Source organism: Chryseobacterium soli (genome assembly GCF_000737705.1).
In the GTDB taxonomy this organism is placed as follows: domain Bacteria; phylum Bacteroidota; class Bacteroidia; order Flavobacteriales; family Weeksellaceae; genus Chryseobacterium; species Chryseobacterium soli.
This window is the reverse complement of record NZ_JPRH01000002.1, coordinates 25322-45009: the sequence shown is the minus strand read 5'-3', so window position 1 is coordinate 45009 and position 19688 is coordinate 25322. Positions and strand designations below refer to the sequence as shown.

13 protein-coding genes are annotated in these 19688 nt (G+C 36.4%); all 13 read right to left on the bottom strand.

Annotated features, from left to right (window positions below):
* Window positions 1–14 precede the first annotated feature (14 nt).
* Window positions 15–2870: a M16 family metallopeptidase gene (locus tag IW15_RS05465; RefSeq protein ID WP_034709926.1), complete on the bottom strand. Its 2856-nt coding sequence runs from the start codon at window positions 2868–2870 to the stop codon at window positions 15–17.
* Between the two features lie 140 nt (window positions 2871–3010).
* Window positions 3011–3697 (bottom strand): hypothetical protein, encoded by a 687-nt coding sequence (locus IW15_RS05460; RefSeq protein WP_034709925.1) that lies wholly within the window; start codon window positions 3695–3697, stop codon window positions 3011–3013.
* Between the two features lie 117 nt (window positions 3698–3814).
* Window positions 3815–5149, bottom strand: coding sequence for a trigger factor (locus IW15_RS05455; protein WP_034709924.1), 1335 nt, complete (start codon window positions 5147–5149; stop codon window positions 3815–3817).
* A 138-nt stretch (window positions 5150–5287) separates the two neighbouring features.
* The gene (locus IW15_RS05450) at window positions 5288–5875 is read right to left on the bottom strand and encodes a hypothetical protein (protein WP_034709923.1); all 588 of its coding nucleotides are present in this window, start codon (window positions 5873–5875) and stop codon (window positions 5288–5290) included.
* A 19-nt stretch (window positions 5876–5894) separates the two neighbouring features.
* Entirely contained in the window at window positions 5895–8288 is a 2394-nt protein-coding gene (locus IW15_RS05445) for a TonB-dependent receptor (RefSeq protein ID WP_034709922.1), read from the bottom strand.
* A 248-nt stretch (window positions 8289–8536) separates the two neighbouring features.
* On the bottom strand, window positions 8537–8893 hold the full coding sequence (locus IW15_RS05440; RefSeq protein WP_034709921.1) for a hypothetical protein: 357 nt from the start codon (window positions 8891–8893) through the stop codon (window positions 8537–8539).
* 208 nt (window positions 8894–9101) lie between these two features.
* Entirely contained in the window at window positions 9102–11045 is a 1944-nt protein-coding gene (locus IW15_RS05435; RefSeq protein WP_034709920.1) for an ABC-F family ATP-binding cassette domain-containing protein, read from the bottom strand.
* A 157-nt stretch (window positions 11046–11202) separates the two neighbouring features.
* Window positions 11203–12117, bottom strand: a complete 915-nt coding sequence (locus tag IW15_RS05430) for a hypothetical protein (protein WP_034709919.1) — start codon at window positions 12115–12117, stop codon at window positions 11203–11205.
* Window positions 12118–12172: 55 nt separating this feature from the next.
* Window positions 12173–12421: a hypothetical protein gene (locus tag IW15_RS05425; protein WP_131368503.1), complete on the bottom strand. Its 249-nt coding sequence runs from the start codon at window positions 12419–12421 to the stop codon at window positions 12173–12175.
* A gap of 323 nt (window positions 12422–12744) precedes the next feature.
* The gene (locus IW15_RS05420; protein WP_034709917.1) at window positions 12745–15858 is read right to left on the bottom strand and encodes a DUF5686 family protein; all 3114 of its coding nucleotides are present in this window, start codon (window positions 15856–15858) and stop codon (window positions 12745–12747) included.
* Window positions 15859–16786: 928 nt separating this feature from the next.
* Entirely contained in the window at window positions 16787–18109 is a 1323-nt protein-coding gene (locus IW15_RS05415) for a T6SS phospholipase effector Tle1-like catalytic domain-containing protein (RefSeq protein WP_034709916.1), read from the bottom strand.
* 159 nt (window positions 18110–18268) lie between these two features.
* Window positions 18269–18946: a response regulator transcription factor gene (locus IW15_RS05410; protein ID WP_034709915.1), complete on the bottom strand. Its 678-nt coding sequence runs from the start codon at window positions 18944–18946 to the stop codon at window positions 18269–18271.
* Entirely contained in the window at window positions 18915–19667 is a 753-nt protein-coding gene (locus IW15_RS05405; protein ID WP_228384308.1) for a sensor histidine kinase, read from the bottom strand. The genes IW15_RS05410 and IW15_RS05405 overlap by 32 nt, the downstream gene beginning before the upstream one ends.
* Window positions 19668–19688 lie beyond the last annotated feature (21 nt).

Below are 19688 nucleotides of genomic sequence, written 5' to 3'. Positions count from 1 at the left end.
GGAATTATATATACTTAATTTGAAACTCCTGCTTTAATAATAGCAGGTTGGGTGTCTTCTTTTTTAGCATTTTCCCATCCATCTTCCGGCATCAGCGTCGCAGTTATTCTGCCTTTTGTAAGGTACTTTTTCGCCACATCCTGAAGATCTTTCACGGTAAGTGCTTTTACTTTCTCCTGATGGTTCAGGATATCGTATTTGTCGCTTCCATCCAGCTGGTTTTTAGCCAGGCCATTCATCCAGAACATATTATCCTTCAGATGGGTTTTATTATCATTGTACTCCCCTTCTTTGTACTTATCAAGGTCTTTCTGGTCTGGACCTTTATCAATTAATTTCTGAAGTTCAGTAATTGCGCTTTTCGTTAGCTTTTCAGCATTCTCAGGGCCACATGGGAAACTGATGCTGAAATTGTAGGCACTGTAAGGAATTTTAGTCATTCCTCCTCTTGCGCCGCCACCGTAAATACCGCTTTCATCTTCTCTCAATTTTTCAATCACCTTAATAGTTGCCACCTCACCCAATGCAGACAAAGCCAACGCATCTTTTTCGTCATAAGGAGTTTCTCCGCTATAGGTAATGGATACCAAACTCTTCGGATCTTTTCCTTTCTTGTATACTTTGGTGTAATCTCCCGTTACCTGTCTGTATCCCGTATCTTTGAATGTGGTCGTTTTTCCTGCTGACGGAAGGCTTGCAATATATTGAAGAACTTCATTTTTAAAAGTGGCTTCATCAATATTTCCTACAAAATAAAACTGGTAATTTCCTGCATTGGCAAATTTTTCTTTATAGATATCGTATGCTTTTTTGTAATCCGTATTCGCCCAGTCTTTTTCCATTGGAATCAGTCCGATAAATCTCGGGTTTTTCTGATTCATGAATTTTGCATGTTCACTCGAAAAGTAAAACTGCGGGTTAGACATTAAATTATTCAGCATGGCAGACTGCTTTTCTTTATAGGCATTGAATGCTGCCGGATCGTAGTTCAATCCTGTGAAATAGGCATAAATAAGCTCCATAGCCGTTCCCAGATCTTTCTGCGTTGTTTTCCCGGAAATACCTTCTGACAATGGTCCGATTGATGGATTTACAGAAACCTGTTTCCCAGCAAGATAGTTGGTAAGATCAGATTTTGAAAATCCGTTTACCCCTGCTTCCGATAATGCAGAGAATGCAAATTGTGTTTTATTAAAATCAGCATCCGGAATAATGGAATTACCTCCTAAACTTCTTGCTGTAAATACAATTTCGTCGTCTTTAAAATCTGTTTTCTTGAAAGTAACTTTTGCTCCGTTGCTTAAAGTCCATGTAGTAGTTCCCAGCTTGGCATCCGTTTCTGTTTTAGCGATTTTCCCTTCAGATTTAAACGGTTTTACCAGATTTTTAATGGTCGCTTTTTCTTCATACGGTTTAAGGTCAGCCATTTTCACAGTTTCAAATGTATTCAGCACCATGGCTTCTGTAGGCATGGTAACGTTATCTTTTTTAGGTCCTGTAAGTACAATTACCCTGCTGTCGTCTCTTACCATCTTTTTAATAACATCATTGGTCTGGGCCAGTGATATAGAAGGAAGGAAATTTTTTGCATCTTCATATTCCCAGGCAATTCCCGGCATCGGTTCCTGCTCCAGGAAGTTTCTTACATATTCCTCTACCAGCATATCACTTTCTGTCTTACTGCGGTTATTGTAAGATCTTTCAAGATTAGACATCACCTGGGATTTCGCTCTGTCAAGCTCTGTTTGGGTAAATCCGAATCTTTTTGCTCTTTCCACTTCTTCCAGCAAAACTTTAAGGGCATTCAGCTGATTTCCCTCTTTTACCATCGCAAAACCCTGGAAGGCCTCTTTACTTCTGGCATAGGTACCGCCATGATACACGGAACCATAGGTAAACGGTGGATTCGCTGAATTGATTAATTCTCTTAACCTGTTGTTCAGCATGGTTGTGGCAATGTTCTCCACCATGCTCTGATTATACTGCTCTACCGTAACATCCGGTGTATAAGCTTCAGCATCTTTCATGATAAACTGTACCATAGAATTGGTCGCATCGGGATCTGTTTCTATCGCTACCAGTGTTTCTTTATGGTTGGGAAGATCAAAAGTCTTTCTCTCCCTTGGTTTTGAAGGATTTTTATACTTGCTGAAGTTATCTTTGATTTTCTTTTCTACTTCATCCACATTGATGTCTCCTACCACCACAATGGCCATCAGATCCGGTCTGTACCAATCCTGATGGAATTTTCTGATCACATCCGGTTTGAAATTCTGAAGAACTTCTTTTTTACCAATCGGTAATCTTTCTGCATATTGAGATTTATATAACAGTTTAGGTAAATACTTATCTTCCATTCTTTTGTCTGCTCCCAATCCTAATCGCAGCTCTTCCAGAACAACTCCCCGTTCTTTATTGATCTGCTCATCGGAAAGCGTCGCATTGAAGGCCCAGTCTTCCATTACTTTTAATCCGGCATCCAGATTTCCGGGTTTATCGAGTGGAACCGGAAGCATGTACACCGTTTCATCAAAGCTGGTATAGGCATTAAGGTGCTGCCCGAATTTTACTCCGATAGACTGTAGAAAGTCTACTAATTTGTTATCCGGAAAATTTTTAGTCCCATTAAAGTTCATGTGTTCCATGAAATGGGCAAGTCCGCGCTGATTCTCATCTTCCAGAATAGATCCTGCATTGATAGCCAAACGGAAATCCACTTTCTTTTCCGGCAGTGTATTTTTTTTAATATAGTACTTCATTCCATTGGGAAGTGTACCTATTTTCACAGATGGATCCGCGGGAATATTCTGTGCAAAACTTTGTGCAGACATTAAAAAAATGACGGCAAAAGAAGAAATAATTTTGTTCATACAGTTTAATTTTATTTTCAGCTTAAAAATATTAATTCTTCACTAGGTGATATTAAAATTATAGTTAAAGTTGAGTTAAAATTAAATATATATCAAAAAAGCCGGGAAATACCCGGCTTTTCTATTGTAAAATAAGTTTTTTATTTAAAATCTGCATCGGTAACGCCAGAGTTCAAAACAACCTTTGTTGTTTTAATGTTAATCTTCTGTCCGCTTCCTTCTGCTTCAATTTCAGCCGGGAATTTGATTCCATCAACAGTCATATAACTTTTTACGGTTGCTTTTCCTTCAGGAGCATTAGACGTGTATAAAAGTCCGGTAGCAGTATCAAAATAGAATTTTCCTTTATCTGAAGAAAGTACGTTGTAGTCTTTTCCATCTAATTTCTCAACCGTTACGGTCTGAAAGTTAGCGGCATCATATCCTAACGCATCAATCATCTTGGTTTTTTTCAAGTCTGCAATTTTATCAGCAGGAATATCTGTTTTCTGCCCCATTTGGTCAAAATACCCTTTTTCCCCATCAAAAAGCTGGGTCATCTGCTGTCCCATTACACTTTGTACGGACTTGAATTTATTTCCCATTTTTTTAGTCGTCATGGTAATTTCCATTCCCTGTACAGAAAGAGTATTATCAGTGATGATTGTTTTTACACTTTCTAATTTATCTTTTCCTCCTAATGCTTTTATATAGTTATCAATAACTTCTTTAGGTGTCAGTTTAGATTTTACGGCTTCCGTTGTAGCAGGAGCTGCGCTTGTCTTCTGTGCAGCCACTGTAGTGGAAAAAAGTACAGCACAAAAAAACGGAATGATTATCTTTTTCATATATACAATAAGTTTAGGATGTAAATATATGAATATTGAATGAAATACAATTAGTGTGATCCCTCAATAAAAAAAGCCGCCAAAACTGGCGGCTTTAAATATTTATATCAGCTATAATTATTTCTTAAGTTCTTCTAAAAATTCGTCATGCGAAATTTCAGTTTCTTTTTTGGAAGCTTTTTCAAGAATTACATCTTTCAGTTTAGCCATAGCTACTTCAGAAGAAATTTGTCTTACCTGCTCCTGGTCTTTCAACATTTCAACAGCATATTTCTGGATTTCTTCATCCCCTAAGTGGTGGATTCCGTAGATTGCCAACTGGTTTCTTACCAACTGCTCAGCCTGAGCTAGAACATCAGCATAATCCAACTGGATTTCGTTATCAGTCATCAATTTACCTTCGATGATCTGGTATCTCAACTGGCTTTTTTCAGCTTCAAGGATTTCTTTTGCCTGCTCTTCAGACTGGATATTCTGGTTAGAGAATAATAACCATTTAACAAGGAAAGCTTCAGGAAGTGCTACTTCTTCTTTCTCTGTTACCTGCTCTAATACTTTATTCACAAAGTGAACATCAGCATTTTGCTGGAAATATTCGTCTAATTCTGATTTTACTTTTTCTTTAAGCTGCTCTTCAGAAGTAATGTTTCCTTCTCCGTATACTTTATCAAATAAATCCTGATTAAGTTCTGCCAGGTTTAAGCTATAGAAATCTTTTACTTTAACTTCAACTTCAGCGTGGTGTAAGTGCTCGACTTCTTCTTTAGTGAAACCTAATTCTTTAGCTAATTCTTCGTCAGCAGCAAGAGTTTCTTTTGAAACTTTTACAGATCCATCCATTTTCAAAGCTTTTACCAATTTGAAAGCTTCTTTGTTTTCAGCAGTAATGGTAGCATTCTTTGGGTGGTGGTGGTGCTCTCCTTCAGCATCATCTTCTACCACCTGAGAAATTTCTAAAGCAATGTAAGAATCTTTAGTAATTTTATCTTGTGGAACCTGCTCAGCGAAACGCTTCTGCATGTTTTCGATGCTCTTGTTGATTTCTTTTTCAGAAGCTTCTACTTTGTAGTGAGGTGCTTCATATTTAGCTAAATCTATAGTGAAATCAGGCTCATACCCTACTTCAAAAGCAACTTCAATTTGATCAGCATTATAGTCTAATTGGTTGACTGGCTGAGGAACAGGCTGTCCAACTAATCTTAACTTGTTATCGTTAACATATCCGTTTAATGCATCAGACACTTGTTTGTTGATTTCTTCGAATGCAATACCTGCTTCATATTGTTTTTTAACCATACTTAAAGGCACTTTCCCTTTTCTGAATCCAGGAACTTGCGCATTTTTAGCATAATTAATCAACTGCTTTTCTACTCTTTCTTTGTAGTCAGATTTTTCCAATGTCACTGTAAGCAATGCACTTACGGCATCATGGTTTTGTGCGGTAACCTTCATTATTGATTAAAATTTTAGGTTGCAAAAATATGAATTTTTTATGAAAATACCCTATTAAAGATAAATTCTTCGCCATCAAATATTTATAAATAAAAAAACCGCTGAAAAATCCAGCGGTTTTATTTTTACAGCAATCTGTTAATTAATAATATTGTATAAAGCCTGGGCATCTGTTTCTCCTCCTGACTGGATTCCATACACTACTCCATTTCCGCTTACCGCCGAAGCTTCGGAAACACTTACTGGCTCATGGTATAATGTAAGAACAAGCTGGCTTGTTGCTGCTGAATTTTTTACAGCTGTATTCACTACCCATTTTGTTTTAAGACCTACATGCTTCCCATCTGCTCTTGTGGAAGAGGCATCATCCGTACGGGTCATTACGATATCAGAATTGGGAAAGTTATAGACTAAAAAGTGCTCATCCTTTGCTGTTCTGATTTCTTCTGTAGCATCTTCATCACCATTTTTAAAGATAACTTCAACGTTGTAGGTGTGTCCGTCTACTAATTTCACATTAGGATTCGTTGTACTGTTTACCTGATAATCGTAGGTTACAGTAGTTTGTGTAGCTGCATCCGTTACTTTCAGCAATACATCAGAGAGTTCTTCCTGCGGAAGATCATCTTTTTCATCATCGCTCCTGTTACAAGAGGTTAAGCTAAAAGAAAAAGCAATTATTAAAAGGGCTACTATAAGTGTTGTATTTTTAAAGATATTTTTCATTTTTTTAAATTTTAATTAATTAAAATTGATATTTAAGAGTGAGTATAAAGTTTCTCCCCATTTCATCGGAGAAAAAGCGCAGTCTGTTCAGATAATCTCTGTAAGCGCTGTCGAATACATTTCGTACAGAGAAATCCACTCCGAAATTTTTAGTCAGATTTACCCCTGCCTGAAGGTTCCAAAGTGAATATCCCTTTGGAGGAGTAGAAATATCTACTTCCTGTTTATAAGGATTTCCGTCTGTATCATATCTTCTCACGAAAATGTTGTACACAGGAAATCTTGTTTGTTTAAGAACCGTAGTATTACTTACGTTAACATAAAAGTTCCGCCATTCTTTTTTACTGAATTCCAATGAATTATTAAAATTAGCAGGCATCATCATAATAAGGGGAACATCGTGCGTAAGATCCTGTCCGTATACATAAGAGCCGCTTCCTTTATAGGATAAATTATCATTGATTTTAAGGGCTACATCCAGATCCACGCCATACATTTTCGCATCAATCTGCTGGTATCCGTACACTACAAAATCTCCGCCCCACTGGGTATTGCTGTATCCGATAGGAACTTCATTAATGAAGTTTTTAGTATAAAATAAATATGGATTTACGGAAATATTCAATCCGCCAAGAACATTGAATTTGGCATCAGCAACCAGATTAAACTGGTTTCCGGTTTCATTTTTAATGTTCATATCTCCTTTTTCAATGATGGCTGCAGAATGATGCAGTCCATCCGCGAAAAGCTCGGCAACATTGGGAGATCTGGAAACTCTTGCATAATTCAGTCTCAAATTGAAATTGTTTGTAGGATGATAGGTAAAGCCTACATTTCCGGAAAAATTATTATAATTCAGTTTCGGTTTTGTAAGGATTCTGTTCTGATTAATTCTTACTACAAAGTTGGAAAAATCGGCAGCATAGGAATTATTCCAGTCGCTCAGATCATACCATTTGGTTACTTCATAACGGTCAAAATCATATCTTACTCCCGCTTCTGCATCCAGTTTCGGTGTCAATTTATATTTGAAAACGGAATAAGCTCCGCCGTAAAATCGGTCATAATTGGGAACCAGACGCCTTGCCTCCGTATCAGGATTAGAATAATTATTCTGGTAGCCGCCGTTAATTCCTGTTTCAAGATTCCATTTTGTTCTTTCAATTAAATGATTAACATTGAAATCGTTCGTGATCAGTTCCAGGTCTAATCCCGGTGTCTTGCTGAGTTCCTCCGTACGTCGTATATCATATTCCTTCCTGTGATTATACTGAAAACTAAAAGTTGCGGTGATCTTTCCAAAGTTTTCAAACCGCTGGTAGGCAGAGATTTTAGCAATATGATGCTCTATATCCTGTCTTGGATTATCAATATCATAGCTGAAGTTTCTTTGGTAAAGAGGTTCTTTACTGGTAAGGGCTTCGGCCATGTCTTCTGCAGAACCGGTATGGGAACTTCTCAAAATTCCGATAGAGCTGTTGGTTAAATAATAATCAAAAGAAATCCCACTGTTAAAGGTTAATTTCTGAACTCCAAAGTTAAACCCGGAACTCTGAACCCCGGTATTCATTAATCCGTAATTGGGAGCCTGTAAATCGCCCAGTTTTTTAAAACTTCCATTTGTTTTAATTGCCCAGCCATTTTCCCAGGTTTTTGCAAGTTTCACATTAAGGCTTGCTCCACGGCCGTTAGAGATTCCGGACAGGGAAACCGCTCCCATGATGGTATCTTTTTTAGGTAAGACCTGAGGTTCCAATACTACAACACCACCGATGGCTCCGCTTCCATATTTCAGGGCAGAGGCTCCTTTTATCACATCGATGTGCTCAAAATTATTAACGTCAACATTCGGTGCATGTTCTACTCCCCATTCCTGTTCTGCCAGTTTTACTCCGTCATTGAGAATAGAAACCCTGCTTCCGTACAGTCCATGAATAACAGGTTTTGCGATATTATTCCCTGTTTTAAGCACATTAACTCCTGAAATATTGGTAAGCAGATTTCCAAGATTTTCGGTAACATTTCTTGAAATTGTTGCTTTGTCCAACGTCTTTACGACGATACTTCCGTTGTTTTTATGGCTTCCGTGAAGGGTCACCGTCTCAATATCATGGCTGTGATGCTCCAGGGTAATGGTAATATGAAGATCCTTGGTAACTCCTATATTTTCAGTATAATCATTACAATCAGGATGCTTTGCAATGAGAATATAGGTTCCTGCAGGAACTTTGTTGAGTGAAAACTTACCTTTTTCATCTGTTTTGGCCGTAAAATCACCAATTTTCACGACTGCATTTTCAAGCTTGCTTTTGTCATGGAAATCCTGAACAGTTCCTTCTACAGTGTACGTTTTCTGTGCGTTTGTAAATGCTAATCCGCAAAGGATCAACAATAAACTATATATCAATTTCATTGTAAATAGATTGATTGCGTACTCTTTAACAAGTACATTTTTGTAAAAATTTGTTGGTTGGATTTTTTCTAAGATGCAAAATGATGATGCAAAAAGTATAAACGTACAATGTATGGATGTACATTATATTTTACCTATTCATTTAACCTTAGTATTCTTAAAGTATACCATGATGATTAATGGTATAAAGCCATTAAAAATCAATACTACTTTTAAAAATTCATGAAAAATCCGTTGAAATCTATCCGTTATGAAAGTGCGGGAGGCCCCCGGAGTTGAAAAGTGAATTTAGTCTGGGACCATATTTTCTCCTGAATGGCAATAACCAGCTTTATTTCTTGCGTATAGTGCTCGAAATTGAAGGTAAATTCTTCAGGAACCAAAGTATGTCCTGTCGCTAAGAAATGACAAGCCAGACAGTCGCCGACTTTTTCTTTGGTGGTATTTTTTGAAAGGGTATTTTCTGTTTTTTTAAGATTAAAATTCTTAAAATAATCTACAGAATCATGATGGTGGAAACTTTGAGAAAACAGCGCAATACAGTATATCCCAAACAAAAGCTTGGAGATAAAACTCTTTAAAATTCTGCTTTCCTTAAAAATCATATGTCAAAAATATGAAATAATAATTTAAATTTTACATTAAGTTTCCTAAATGCTTAGTAAAACTTACTCACAATACGTCGAAGCGATTGGTACTTTGTTACAAACACCTCTGCTTTGTTCAGCATCACATGGTATGCCTATACTTTATTAAGTACTTACATCCTTGTCATACTGAACGAAACCAAAGTATTTATATCATTGATTTTTATTAATCCAGCTGAGACCCTAAATATTCCCACTCCTGAAGAGCAAGCTCCAGTTCTTCTTTGGTCGCATTATATTTAGCCAGCGTTTCTTCAGAAGGGTTTTCTTTGGTGAAAGTAGCTTCCATGCCTTCTATGGCTGTTTCAAGCTCAGAAATTTTATCTTCTACTTTTTTCAGTTTATTCTGGATATTTTTTTGTTCTTTACTAAGTATTGCAGACTGCTGACTGGCTGGTACGGGTTTTACCTCTGCTTTTGCTTCAGCTTTAACCCTTACTTCTTCTTTTTCGTCTTCATTGTGAAGTTTCGCTTTTTCAGCGGAGATTTCTCTGATGGATTCTTTCTGTCTGAACTCCAGGTATTCGTTTACGCTTCCCAGGAATTCTTTCATTTTTCCATCACGGAATTCGTAGATCTTATCACAAAGTCCCTGAAGGAATTCTCTGTCGTGAGAGATTACAATTAAAGTTCCTTCAAATTTCTGTAATGCCAGCTTAATAATTTCCTTAGACTGAATATCCAGGTGATTGGTAGGCTCATCCATAATCAACGTGTTGAAAGGACGCAGCAACAATTTACAAAGCGCCAGACGGTTTCTTTCCCCTCCGGAAAGCACTTTTGTCTTTTTATTCACTGCCTCTCCCTGAAATAAGAACGATCCTAATAAATCTCTTACTCTTGGACGGGTTTCTTCGGTTGCAGAATCTTCGGCTTCTTCTAACACTGTTTTATTAGGTGTTAACACTTCTTCCTGATTCTGTGCAAAGTAACCAATATTTACATTATGTCCTAAATTCCAGGTTCCAGAGTAATCTTTGATATCTCCGGCAAGGATTTTAGCCAGGGTTGTTTTTCCCTGTCCGTTCTGGCCAAGAAGGGCAATTCTGTCTCCTCTCTGAACGATGAAATCTACTTCGTCAAAAATCTGTTTTTTCCCGTATGCTTTCCCCAGATGGTTCGCTTCGAAAATTACTTTTCCGGGAACAACGGACTGCACGAAACGGATATTGAATTTGGAAACGTCTTCGTTATCAACTTCAATACGGTCTATTTTATCTAATTTCTTAATAAGTGACTGGGCAAAAGATGCTTTGGTTGCACTGGCACGGAACTTATTAATATTGTCTTCCATTTGCTTGATCTCCGCGTCCTGATTCTTTTTAGCCTGAATCAGTTTTTCACGACGCTCTTCACGCATCACAAGATATTTGGTATAATTAGTTTTATAATCATCCACTTTCTTGTTATTCACATCAAAAGTTCTGTTACAAACCGCGGTCATAAACTGCTTATCGTGACTTACCAGAACAATAGCACCGGGATAATCTTTCAGGAAGTTTTCTAGCCAGATAATCGATTCCATATCCAGGTGGTTGGTAGGCTCATCGAGAAGCATTAAATCATTCTTTTGAAGAAGAAGTTTTGCCAGTTCGATTCTCATTCTCCAACCTCCGGAGAATTCATCGGTTATTTTCCCGAAATCACTGGCTTTGAATCCTAACCCGAATAATACTTTTTCAATATCACCTTCCAGATTATAGGCATCATGATGCATTAAAAGATCATTAAGCTCCGTCATTTTATTAATCAGGTCTGTGTAAGCATCGCTTTCATAGTCTGTTCTGGTTGCCAGCTGATGATTCACTTCTTCAAGCTCATTTTTCCATGCATTGATCTGCTCAAATGCCTGCAGGGTTTCATCCCATACGGTTCTTCCTTTCACAAAATCCAGATCCTGTTTCAGGAAACCAATCGTGATATTTCCTTCAGGAACCACCACTCCTTCAAAAAAAGTAATTTCTTTGGAAAGCATTTTCAATAAAGTGGATTTTCCCGCTCCATTTTTACCTACCAACCCTACTTTATCATCCTTTTTAATGGTGAAATTTACGTTTTGAAACAGATAGTTTCCCGAATGATGTAATCCTAGACCTTGAACAGAAAGCATTTAATGATATTATTAAGAATTAATACTGAATATTTTTCGGGTGCAAAAATACGGAAAAAGAAATGAATAGTCGGAAATAAAAAAAGCTGTTCAAAGAACAGCTTCATGCACCTAAATTTAAAATGATGATATTATGTAGTCATTTTATTAAAAAATATTAGAAATATCCGTTTTCTATACGAGAACGTGTTCTTTCAACAACGCTTTTGTAAGCATCTCCCATTGCTGATAATTTTTCTACCGCGGAGTTTACAAGAGCCTTGTGCGTTCCTGATCCCATATCTTCAACAGATAAAATTTTCGGAACAAGACCCTTTGCAGCTTTTGCGACAGGTGTACCGTCTTTTACTCTTTTTTCCAGTTCGGCCGCCTTTTTAGCATATTTATCATCTTGTAGAAGATAAACTTCAAAACTTATTTTACCATCTGCAAGAGCATCTACCAACGCTGCCTGCAATGCAATGAATTTTTTGTAAGTTGCCAAATCTGCAGAAACACGGATTCTTGTTGCATCTAAAGCTGCTGACAATTCTACATCTCTGGGGCTTTCCATTAACCTGTAATAGATTGCTGTTGTTGTAATGGCTTCGCTTCCGAAAGTTTCTTCATCCTGAATATTGATTGAAGATGCAAAAAGGAAAGCAATCGTTCCCGGAGCCAATCTGTTCATTGAGAAAGCTAAACTTGCTGCAGAATTCGATGAAGATTTTGCCGCTTCCGCTACTGCATTCACAACGTCCGAATACGCTTCAATAGCTTCCTGACTGGTAGGAGCTTGCGGATACGCCGGATTTGTTGCAGCTTTAGCCGCTTTTAACGCAGAAACGACAACACTTGCTATTTTATCAAGGCTGAATTCGCTTACATATTCTGTTTTAATATTAGATGTATAAGAAATCTCTCTAGCATCTGTTAGTTTTGCACTTGCCAAATGCTCATCAATTTGCTTATAAAAAACAGCCTTGTTGTGTGCTTCCTGAGATTCGATCATTGCCTGAAGCTTGTCTATTTGCTGTTTTGCACTTACTGTTTTATCTGCTACTCTTTCAACAGATGCTGTTCTACATGCCATAATTGTTTTAGTTTTAAAAAGTTATTGTTTTTATTTTTGAAAATCTTTTCCCATTTTATCCAGCAATAAGTGGTGGTGTTTTTTGCCCCGCTTTTACCATAACAAACATTTCATCAAGGCTTACTCTCGCCTCGTTATAGGTAACCTGCTTGATTCCGTGGTCTGATCCTATCGCATGTTGCAAAACATTCAGAGTTTTTGCTTGTGACATCGTGATTCTTCCACTTCCGTTACCTTCGCCTTGCTCACTTACACAAGCGGAATGAAGCTTACCTGCTGTTGAAAGCCATTCTGATACTGTCATAATATTTAGTTTTTGGGTATTAATATTGTGATGATATGGGTTTGAATAATTCAAAGTAACAATGAAAAAAAATCAGAATATAGAGTAAAAACCACCAAATTGCAGGCTCAGTATTTCTACTGAATCAATATTTAAAACAAAAAAAAGACTGCCCAGACGAGCAACCTTTCTTATTAAAAACTCAGCAATTACAAATACCCTTGGAACTGCTGCCATTATTATTTAATCTTAGATCAGTACATCACAGAGTTTTCATTCTACATTCAGCTAAATATTTTTATTAAGATCAAGGATTAATTTCTTGATGAGCAGAAAAACACTCATTAAAATGTTGTATTAAATCCAAACCTTATTCCGAATTTTGGAGAAACATTATCATTGTTTTTTGTAGAAATATTATTCCAAATAAAGTCTATACGTAAAGGACGAAGGTTACCAAAACCAATATTTTCTAACCCAAAACCATATTCCATATAAGGTTTTGCCGGTACATTATATTTTATATTTGAGCGGTTCACTGCATTTGACTCCCCCGAAACATGTCCCATATACGTTCGAAATAAAAGAACACTTCTCATTTTCGTTCGGTTGAGAAGTGGGATATGATTAATGAGAAATCCATTAAAATGATGTTCTACATTGAACTGAACAAATTCATCGGCAACATACTGGTAATAATTGAGCAGGGCAAAGGTATTGGGAGCATAAAAATAAGTTTGATTTGCGGAAACTCCACTTGCTAAAGACAAGGGTACTGGATTAAAAGTTTTTCCTGCAATAATGGTAGGATCCAACACCCCAAATTTTCCCGTAAAAATAGGATGATTGTATAAAATATTGATTTTTTGATATTCAAATTGAGATTTACCTACACCATTGAAACCATTTATAACATTAAGCAACAGGGTTGGATGCAGTTTTATTCCTAAATTCCGTTCCACCCCGTTTCCGAAAACTTCTCTTCTGGGCGTGTAATTTATAAAAAATGTGGTATTGAAGTCATTCGTCTGGGTTTCTAATGCCTGAGTTTTAGGGTTGATAAAAGCAAGAGAGAATAAATCTGGCGCCGCACTTTGTATAGTACTGTAATTCGCCATCACTCCAAATTGAAAATTTTTATAAGGCTCCATTGAAATTTTCGCACTTGCTTTATCAATTTTAGACAAATAATAATTTCTTCCTCTGGAAATAATAGCTTTGGATTCATCTTCAGCATTTGGCAAAATATAATCACCTACAAAACGTGTTAAACCCGCCTGCTGGTAATCATCGGTGTAGGCCGCATCTATTATGACACGTTGGTTTTTTATTAACAGATATTTTCCTTCCAACCCAAAACTTAAAGAATTATTTTTAAAACCATAGGTGGCAAAACCCTGAATTCTAAACCTGTCATTCAACGTTTGATAAGTCCGGAAACCCAACCGGAAATTAAAGCCCTGAATTTCGTTGGATGCTACAGCACTGTAAATATTTCCCAGCTGTATGCCTTTAAATGCATTAAAGTAGCCTTCCGAAAAAGAATAGAGCGCATTGGTAAGATTGGTTATTTTTTTGGTAGTGCTTGTAAATTCTACTAATTTCTGAATTCTTTTAGTTTCCGCATCAGCATTTTCTTCAATAAAATCTTTTGTAGGAGAGGATATTTGTTCTTCATCTGCAACATTATAAAAAGATATTTTTTGAGGTTCATCAAAAGTATAATTGCTGAAAAAATCTTTTTTTATGACAAATAATCCTTTTTCATCTTTTTTGCTGAGAATAGTGAAAACGCCGTTGTAATTATTACTTTCCGGAATATATTTTTGCTGTGAGTTTAAAGAATATGTTTTACTAAAATCCAAATCTTTTACAAAATTGAGGTTCATATGGTGAGGGGTTTTCAACACGATAGAAACCAACGCATAATTTATGGAGGATATTTTGAATTCACCCCTGAAACCAAGTTCTCTGCTTTCTCTTGGAAAATAATCTATAGAGTATATGGTTTCATTATCCACCTTCAGACTATCTTTTAAAACATAATCGTACGTGCCAAAGCCTTCTCTGGAAATTGGACTCACGAAGTTTTTGTTCAGTAAAACAATATTTTCTTCATAAGGATCTATATTTTTAAAAGCTGCTTCCAGCCTTTCAAAAAGCTTCAAATTCTGGGGTACACCAATATCTTTTTTTCCAAGTAATTTACTTCTTTCCAGATTAAATTTTGGAGAAACATAATGGTGTCTAAAAGTCTGCAGAAGCTCTATGGGAATATCAAAATTATCCCCTGTTCCTGTGAGCAGACCTTTTGCCATTCCCGAATCTGTTTTTTTTTTAAACACGTCATCCGTAAAGCTTTTTGTCATCCCATTCAAACCAATTTCTGTGCTGCTCAACTCATCATATTCATAAAAGGGATTGCTTATTTTTTTATTTTCATCTTTATTTTGCCAGACTTTCAATAATATTTTATAGGCTGGATTAACTTCTTTTTTGATTCGCTTTTTTGATTTTCCAGCTAAAAGAACTGTTTCAATCACGGTTGAATCTTTTATTTCAGGCAATACTTTTTCCTGAGCTCGAAAAGTATGGCTGCAAAGAATTAAAATAAAAATCAGCATATTATTAATGCCGCTGTTACGGGCACCTGATTTTTTATTTTTCCTTCGAAAAGGCCTTTTAATAAGCATTATAAAATTGGCGTTATAAACAGGATTCATATGTGTGTTAATTCCATAAACGACTTCTTTTTGGCACATTCTGGATGCGGTTCTGAAGAGGTGATCCCAAATGGAAAGAATATCACCGTAATTGGTGTCGGTATGCGGTAATCTGTAGTGGTGGTGGATACTGTGAGAGTTTGGTGTTACAAAAATAAGTGACACAAAACGGTCTATTCGCTCCGGAAGCTTTATGCTTGAATGAGAAATAATATTTGAACTGCTTTCGAACAGTTGAAACACAATAATAATCCACGGCGAAATACCCAGCACAAAAATAGTCAGGATAAAAAAACTGACCCGCAGAAAAGTTTCGCCCGGATGTTCTCTAAAAGTCGTGCTTATATCCACCTCCATATCGCTATGATGAACCTGATGAAAGCGCCAGCAAACAGGAATTTTATGCATTAAATAATGATATACAAAATTTGAAAAGTCCAGTGCTACGATTGCTATGAGATAAAATGTGAATGTATTTTCTTTTACCGGAAGATATTTTAGCAGTCCCCAGGAATTAATTTCCGTCTGGTTAGAAACAGAAAGTGCGATAACGGATAAACACATCTGCACGGGAATTACAAAAATTAAAAAGTGTGCATTCACAAACGTATGTAATACTTTCTGCCTTGAATTCTGCATCTGATAGAAGTTTTCTATCAACCAAAACACAATCAAAATAAATAAAAACAGAGAAATCTGAATGGCGAAAATGTGATTTTCTAAAAAAGTAATCATAGTTGGAAATTTTATTTATTGCCCGAAAAATGTAGTCCCCGAAACCTCAAAAAATAAATCTAAACCATACTTTTTTAAAATTTTTGTGTGATAATTACTGCTGAAACACCCGCATATAGTAGTTGCCTTTCTATAATAATAATTGATGAAAAAGTATCCCAAATGCTGTTACCAGAGACGCTGTATATTGTCCATTTTCGCCAGATTGGCTTCAATAATAACATTCCCATTATTGACTTTTTCATTTTACAATATTTTAATTCAGAATTGAAATTATTTCAAACTCTACCACAAATGTGTACGAACAATCTGTAGAAAATTTGAATTTAGTGCAACAATGAAATATTTAACATTTTTTATGATATTGAACTGAGTATTTTGAAAATACAATTCTGTAACTGTTGGTGTAAAGTTTTCACATCATCGTCTTGGAAAGTCAACTTTGATGCTTAAAAAAATTCATGAAAGAGTTATGAAATTTCAGAAAATGCACTTTTTTAGGGAAAGGCAATAAAAAAGCTGCTCCCGGAAGAACAACCTTTCTCTATTAAAAACTTATATATTGTATATGAAATACCCTTTGGATAGTATAGAATTGTAAGAAAAACACCTGCTTTATTTTCTGTTTCAATTATTTTTCAACTAATATAGCCGGTTATTTTTATTGATATGGAGATATAGAATTTTAATTTGTCTTCAGCATTTCGCATATATCACAATTCAAAGTAACCATTATTAAAAACTAAATCCTATCGTATAAATACCCAATTAAGCATCCGTATTTTTACGGTACAAGATTACAATTATGGATTTTAGCAGATTATTATTTGAAAATCCCCCTTAAAAAAAGGGGTATCCTGCCAGACACCCCTTTTACACAACCTAAATTTAAAACTGAAAAATTACTAACATTATTATATTTAATTTTTTATTTCATGAGTATTGAACGGCTCCAAATATCATTATTCGGAACGTTGGTTCCATACAGAAAGTCTGTAATGAGACTGTCTTCCGGAAGATGCAGCTCTGTAGATACTTTTAAGCGGGTTTCATGATCTGCAGAGGTAATACTTGGAACATTTAATCCGTTATTGATCAGCTCAGCATCAATATTCTCTCCAGACCGCAGGAGTAAATCATTGCTGTACAGCCCAAAATTGGCTGAAATATGGGTGTAATCCGCCAGTTGACTGTAATGATAAGCAGGCTTTAGATTTTTTGAAAAATTTTTAAGATACGGCTCCAGTACTGCATACAGTTCAATTAATAATCCATGCTGCTCCGGATCGATTTCAAAATCATCTATGCTAAATGTTGTGCTGAACATCTCTGATACAGCATTAGCTTCTTCCAACATTAACCGTCCGTACACTTTAGAAAGGTCCTGATATACATTATCTCTGGAAACATATGCCTGAGAAAGGACTTCTCCTGAATCTATCTGATAACCCGACAGCAGTGAGTCCCAAATCTTATTTCCTTCAGCATCTGTTTTTGCATTTCTTACATCTGCAACATAATCATGCAAATCATTGCTGTTGACAAAGTCTGTAGAGATGTATACCGACTGTGAGGCTTCCAGATATCCTCCTCCTACATCTGCATGAGCTCCCGGAACAAAAACTTCTTTCCAAACGGAAGTTCCCGCTCTGTATGCCGTGTCCTGTCCGCTTTTTGAAGTTTCAAAAAAACCGGTAAGCGGAAAAAAGAATCTGCATTCATTTACCGCACATAGATGAAGTGCATTTTCTACTGCCTGCGGTACACTGACATTGTAATCGTTAAAAGGTTTGGATTCTACGGTATCAAAAACACCCAGAAACTTGATGGTAATATCTGCGGATGGATAGTTTGCCAGCAACTGGTTACAGAAATTCCTTGCCAGCATACAGCCTCTGCTGAATCCGAAAATATAAAACTGATATTGTTTGGCGGTATTATTGACAATTCCCTGAACAAAGCTGTACGCCTTATTAAGTTTATCATCTGAAGAATACCCTTCACATCCCGGTGGATTTGCACAGGTGGCCATTGCTATATTGCTGTCTTCTCCTCCTGTAACGGTACCTATTCCTTCTACATATAGTTTCTGATCTCCGGTAAACAAACTGAAAAGTTTAAAGATATTGGTGCAGGCACCGTAATAACTTTCATTAGTTTTAGGAAGTTTATCTGCTGCGGAGGCATTGATCCCGTTATTTCCAGTTCCATCGAAAAAAATTCCTACAGGTACAATATTGTCGTTTCCCATCTGTGTGTTTCGCTTTAATTATTTACACTTTCTTATGTACATTTTCGTTCTCCGCCTGCCCGTAAAGCTCCATCAAACTAATGTTTCAAATTAACGGCGGAAAAAAAAAGATTACTAGCGTAAAAACAACTAAATAAAAAATTCCGTATTTCTACGGAATTATATTTTTTCAAGCGAGTATATATTGTTTATAATGGCATAAATGACTATACCGACGGTATTCTTAGCCCCTATCTTTTCGAGGATACGCTGACGGTGGCTTTCTACTGTTCTCGGGCTGATAAAAAGCTTTTCTGCGATTTCGTTGTTGGTAAATTCCTGGCAGATCAGCTTTACCACATCTTTTTCACGCTCGGAAAGCTCATCTTCCATCTCAAACAGGGATTTCTTCTTGGCAGAGCTGTTCATGTAAGAAAAGAGCATCTGGTGGTCTTCCGCTGTGAAGAAAACTCCATTTTTATAGACCATCGTTATAGCTTCTATAAACGTTTTTTTATCTGAATTTTTTGGAAGAAATGCAGAAACACCCAATTTTACCATATAACCCAAAATAGAGGTTTTGTAATGGGAGGAAAGGATAATGATTTTTAAATCAGGGTATTTTTCTTTAAGAATTTCCACCAGTTCAAATCCGTTCATGGGCTGCATCTGTACATCTACCAGAGCAATATCCGGGAATTTCTCGGGAGTAAGGTTTTTCAGATTTTCAATAAACTCAGGTCCATTACTGGAGGTAAGGCTTACCGATATATTTTTTTCGTTTGACAACAGCATTTTGACTCCTTCCAGGATCAGCTGTTCATCGTCAATTAAGGCTATTTTGATTTGGGAATTCATTGTTTTTTGGAATTTTAATGATTAAACGGCTTCCTTTATGTAATGTGCTTTTCCATTTGTGGGAAGCATTCATTGATTTGATCCTGGATTCGATATTTTTAATCCCCATTCCTTTTTTCACGAGATCATAATCAAATCCTTGTCCGTTATCGGAAATTACCACCGCCATATCCTGCGGATAGTCTCTTATATAGATCCATAAATCTGTTGCCGTGGAATGCTTGATAACGTTGGTCGTAAACTCCTGAATAATTCTGTACAGCTGAACTTCCACAAAAATATCCTTTTTTTCGTATCCCGGTACTACATGTAGGGAAATATTGATTTTATGGGCAAGATTGGTGATCAATTCTTCCACGTACAATACAAAACCTACGGATTCAAGGTTGACAGGGTACAATGAATGAGAGATGCTTCTGGCAGCATCAATAAGGGATGACATCTGCGTATGGATATTTTTTTTAATCAGATCATCGCCCTGGGTATCCAGGTTATTAAGCCACAGTGAAAGGATATTGAGCCGGTTTCCGATATCGTCATGGATCATAACGGCAATCCTTTTTCTTTCTTCTTCCTGAGCTTTGATATTTTCCAGCACCAGCTTTTTCTGGTGAAGAACATCTGCTTCGTACTGGGCATTTTTTTCTTTGATAATGCGGTCAATAAAAAATTTATACGCCAGCAAAACAAAGACTACAATAATTATCAGGACAATAATCAAAGTAATAAAGAAGCCGATATT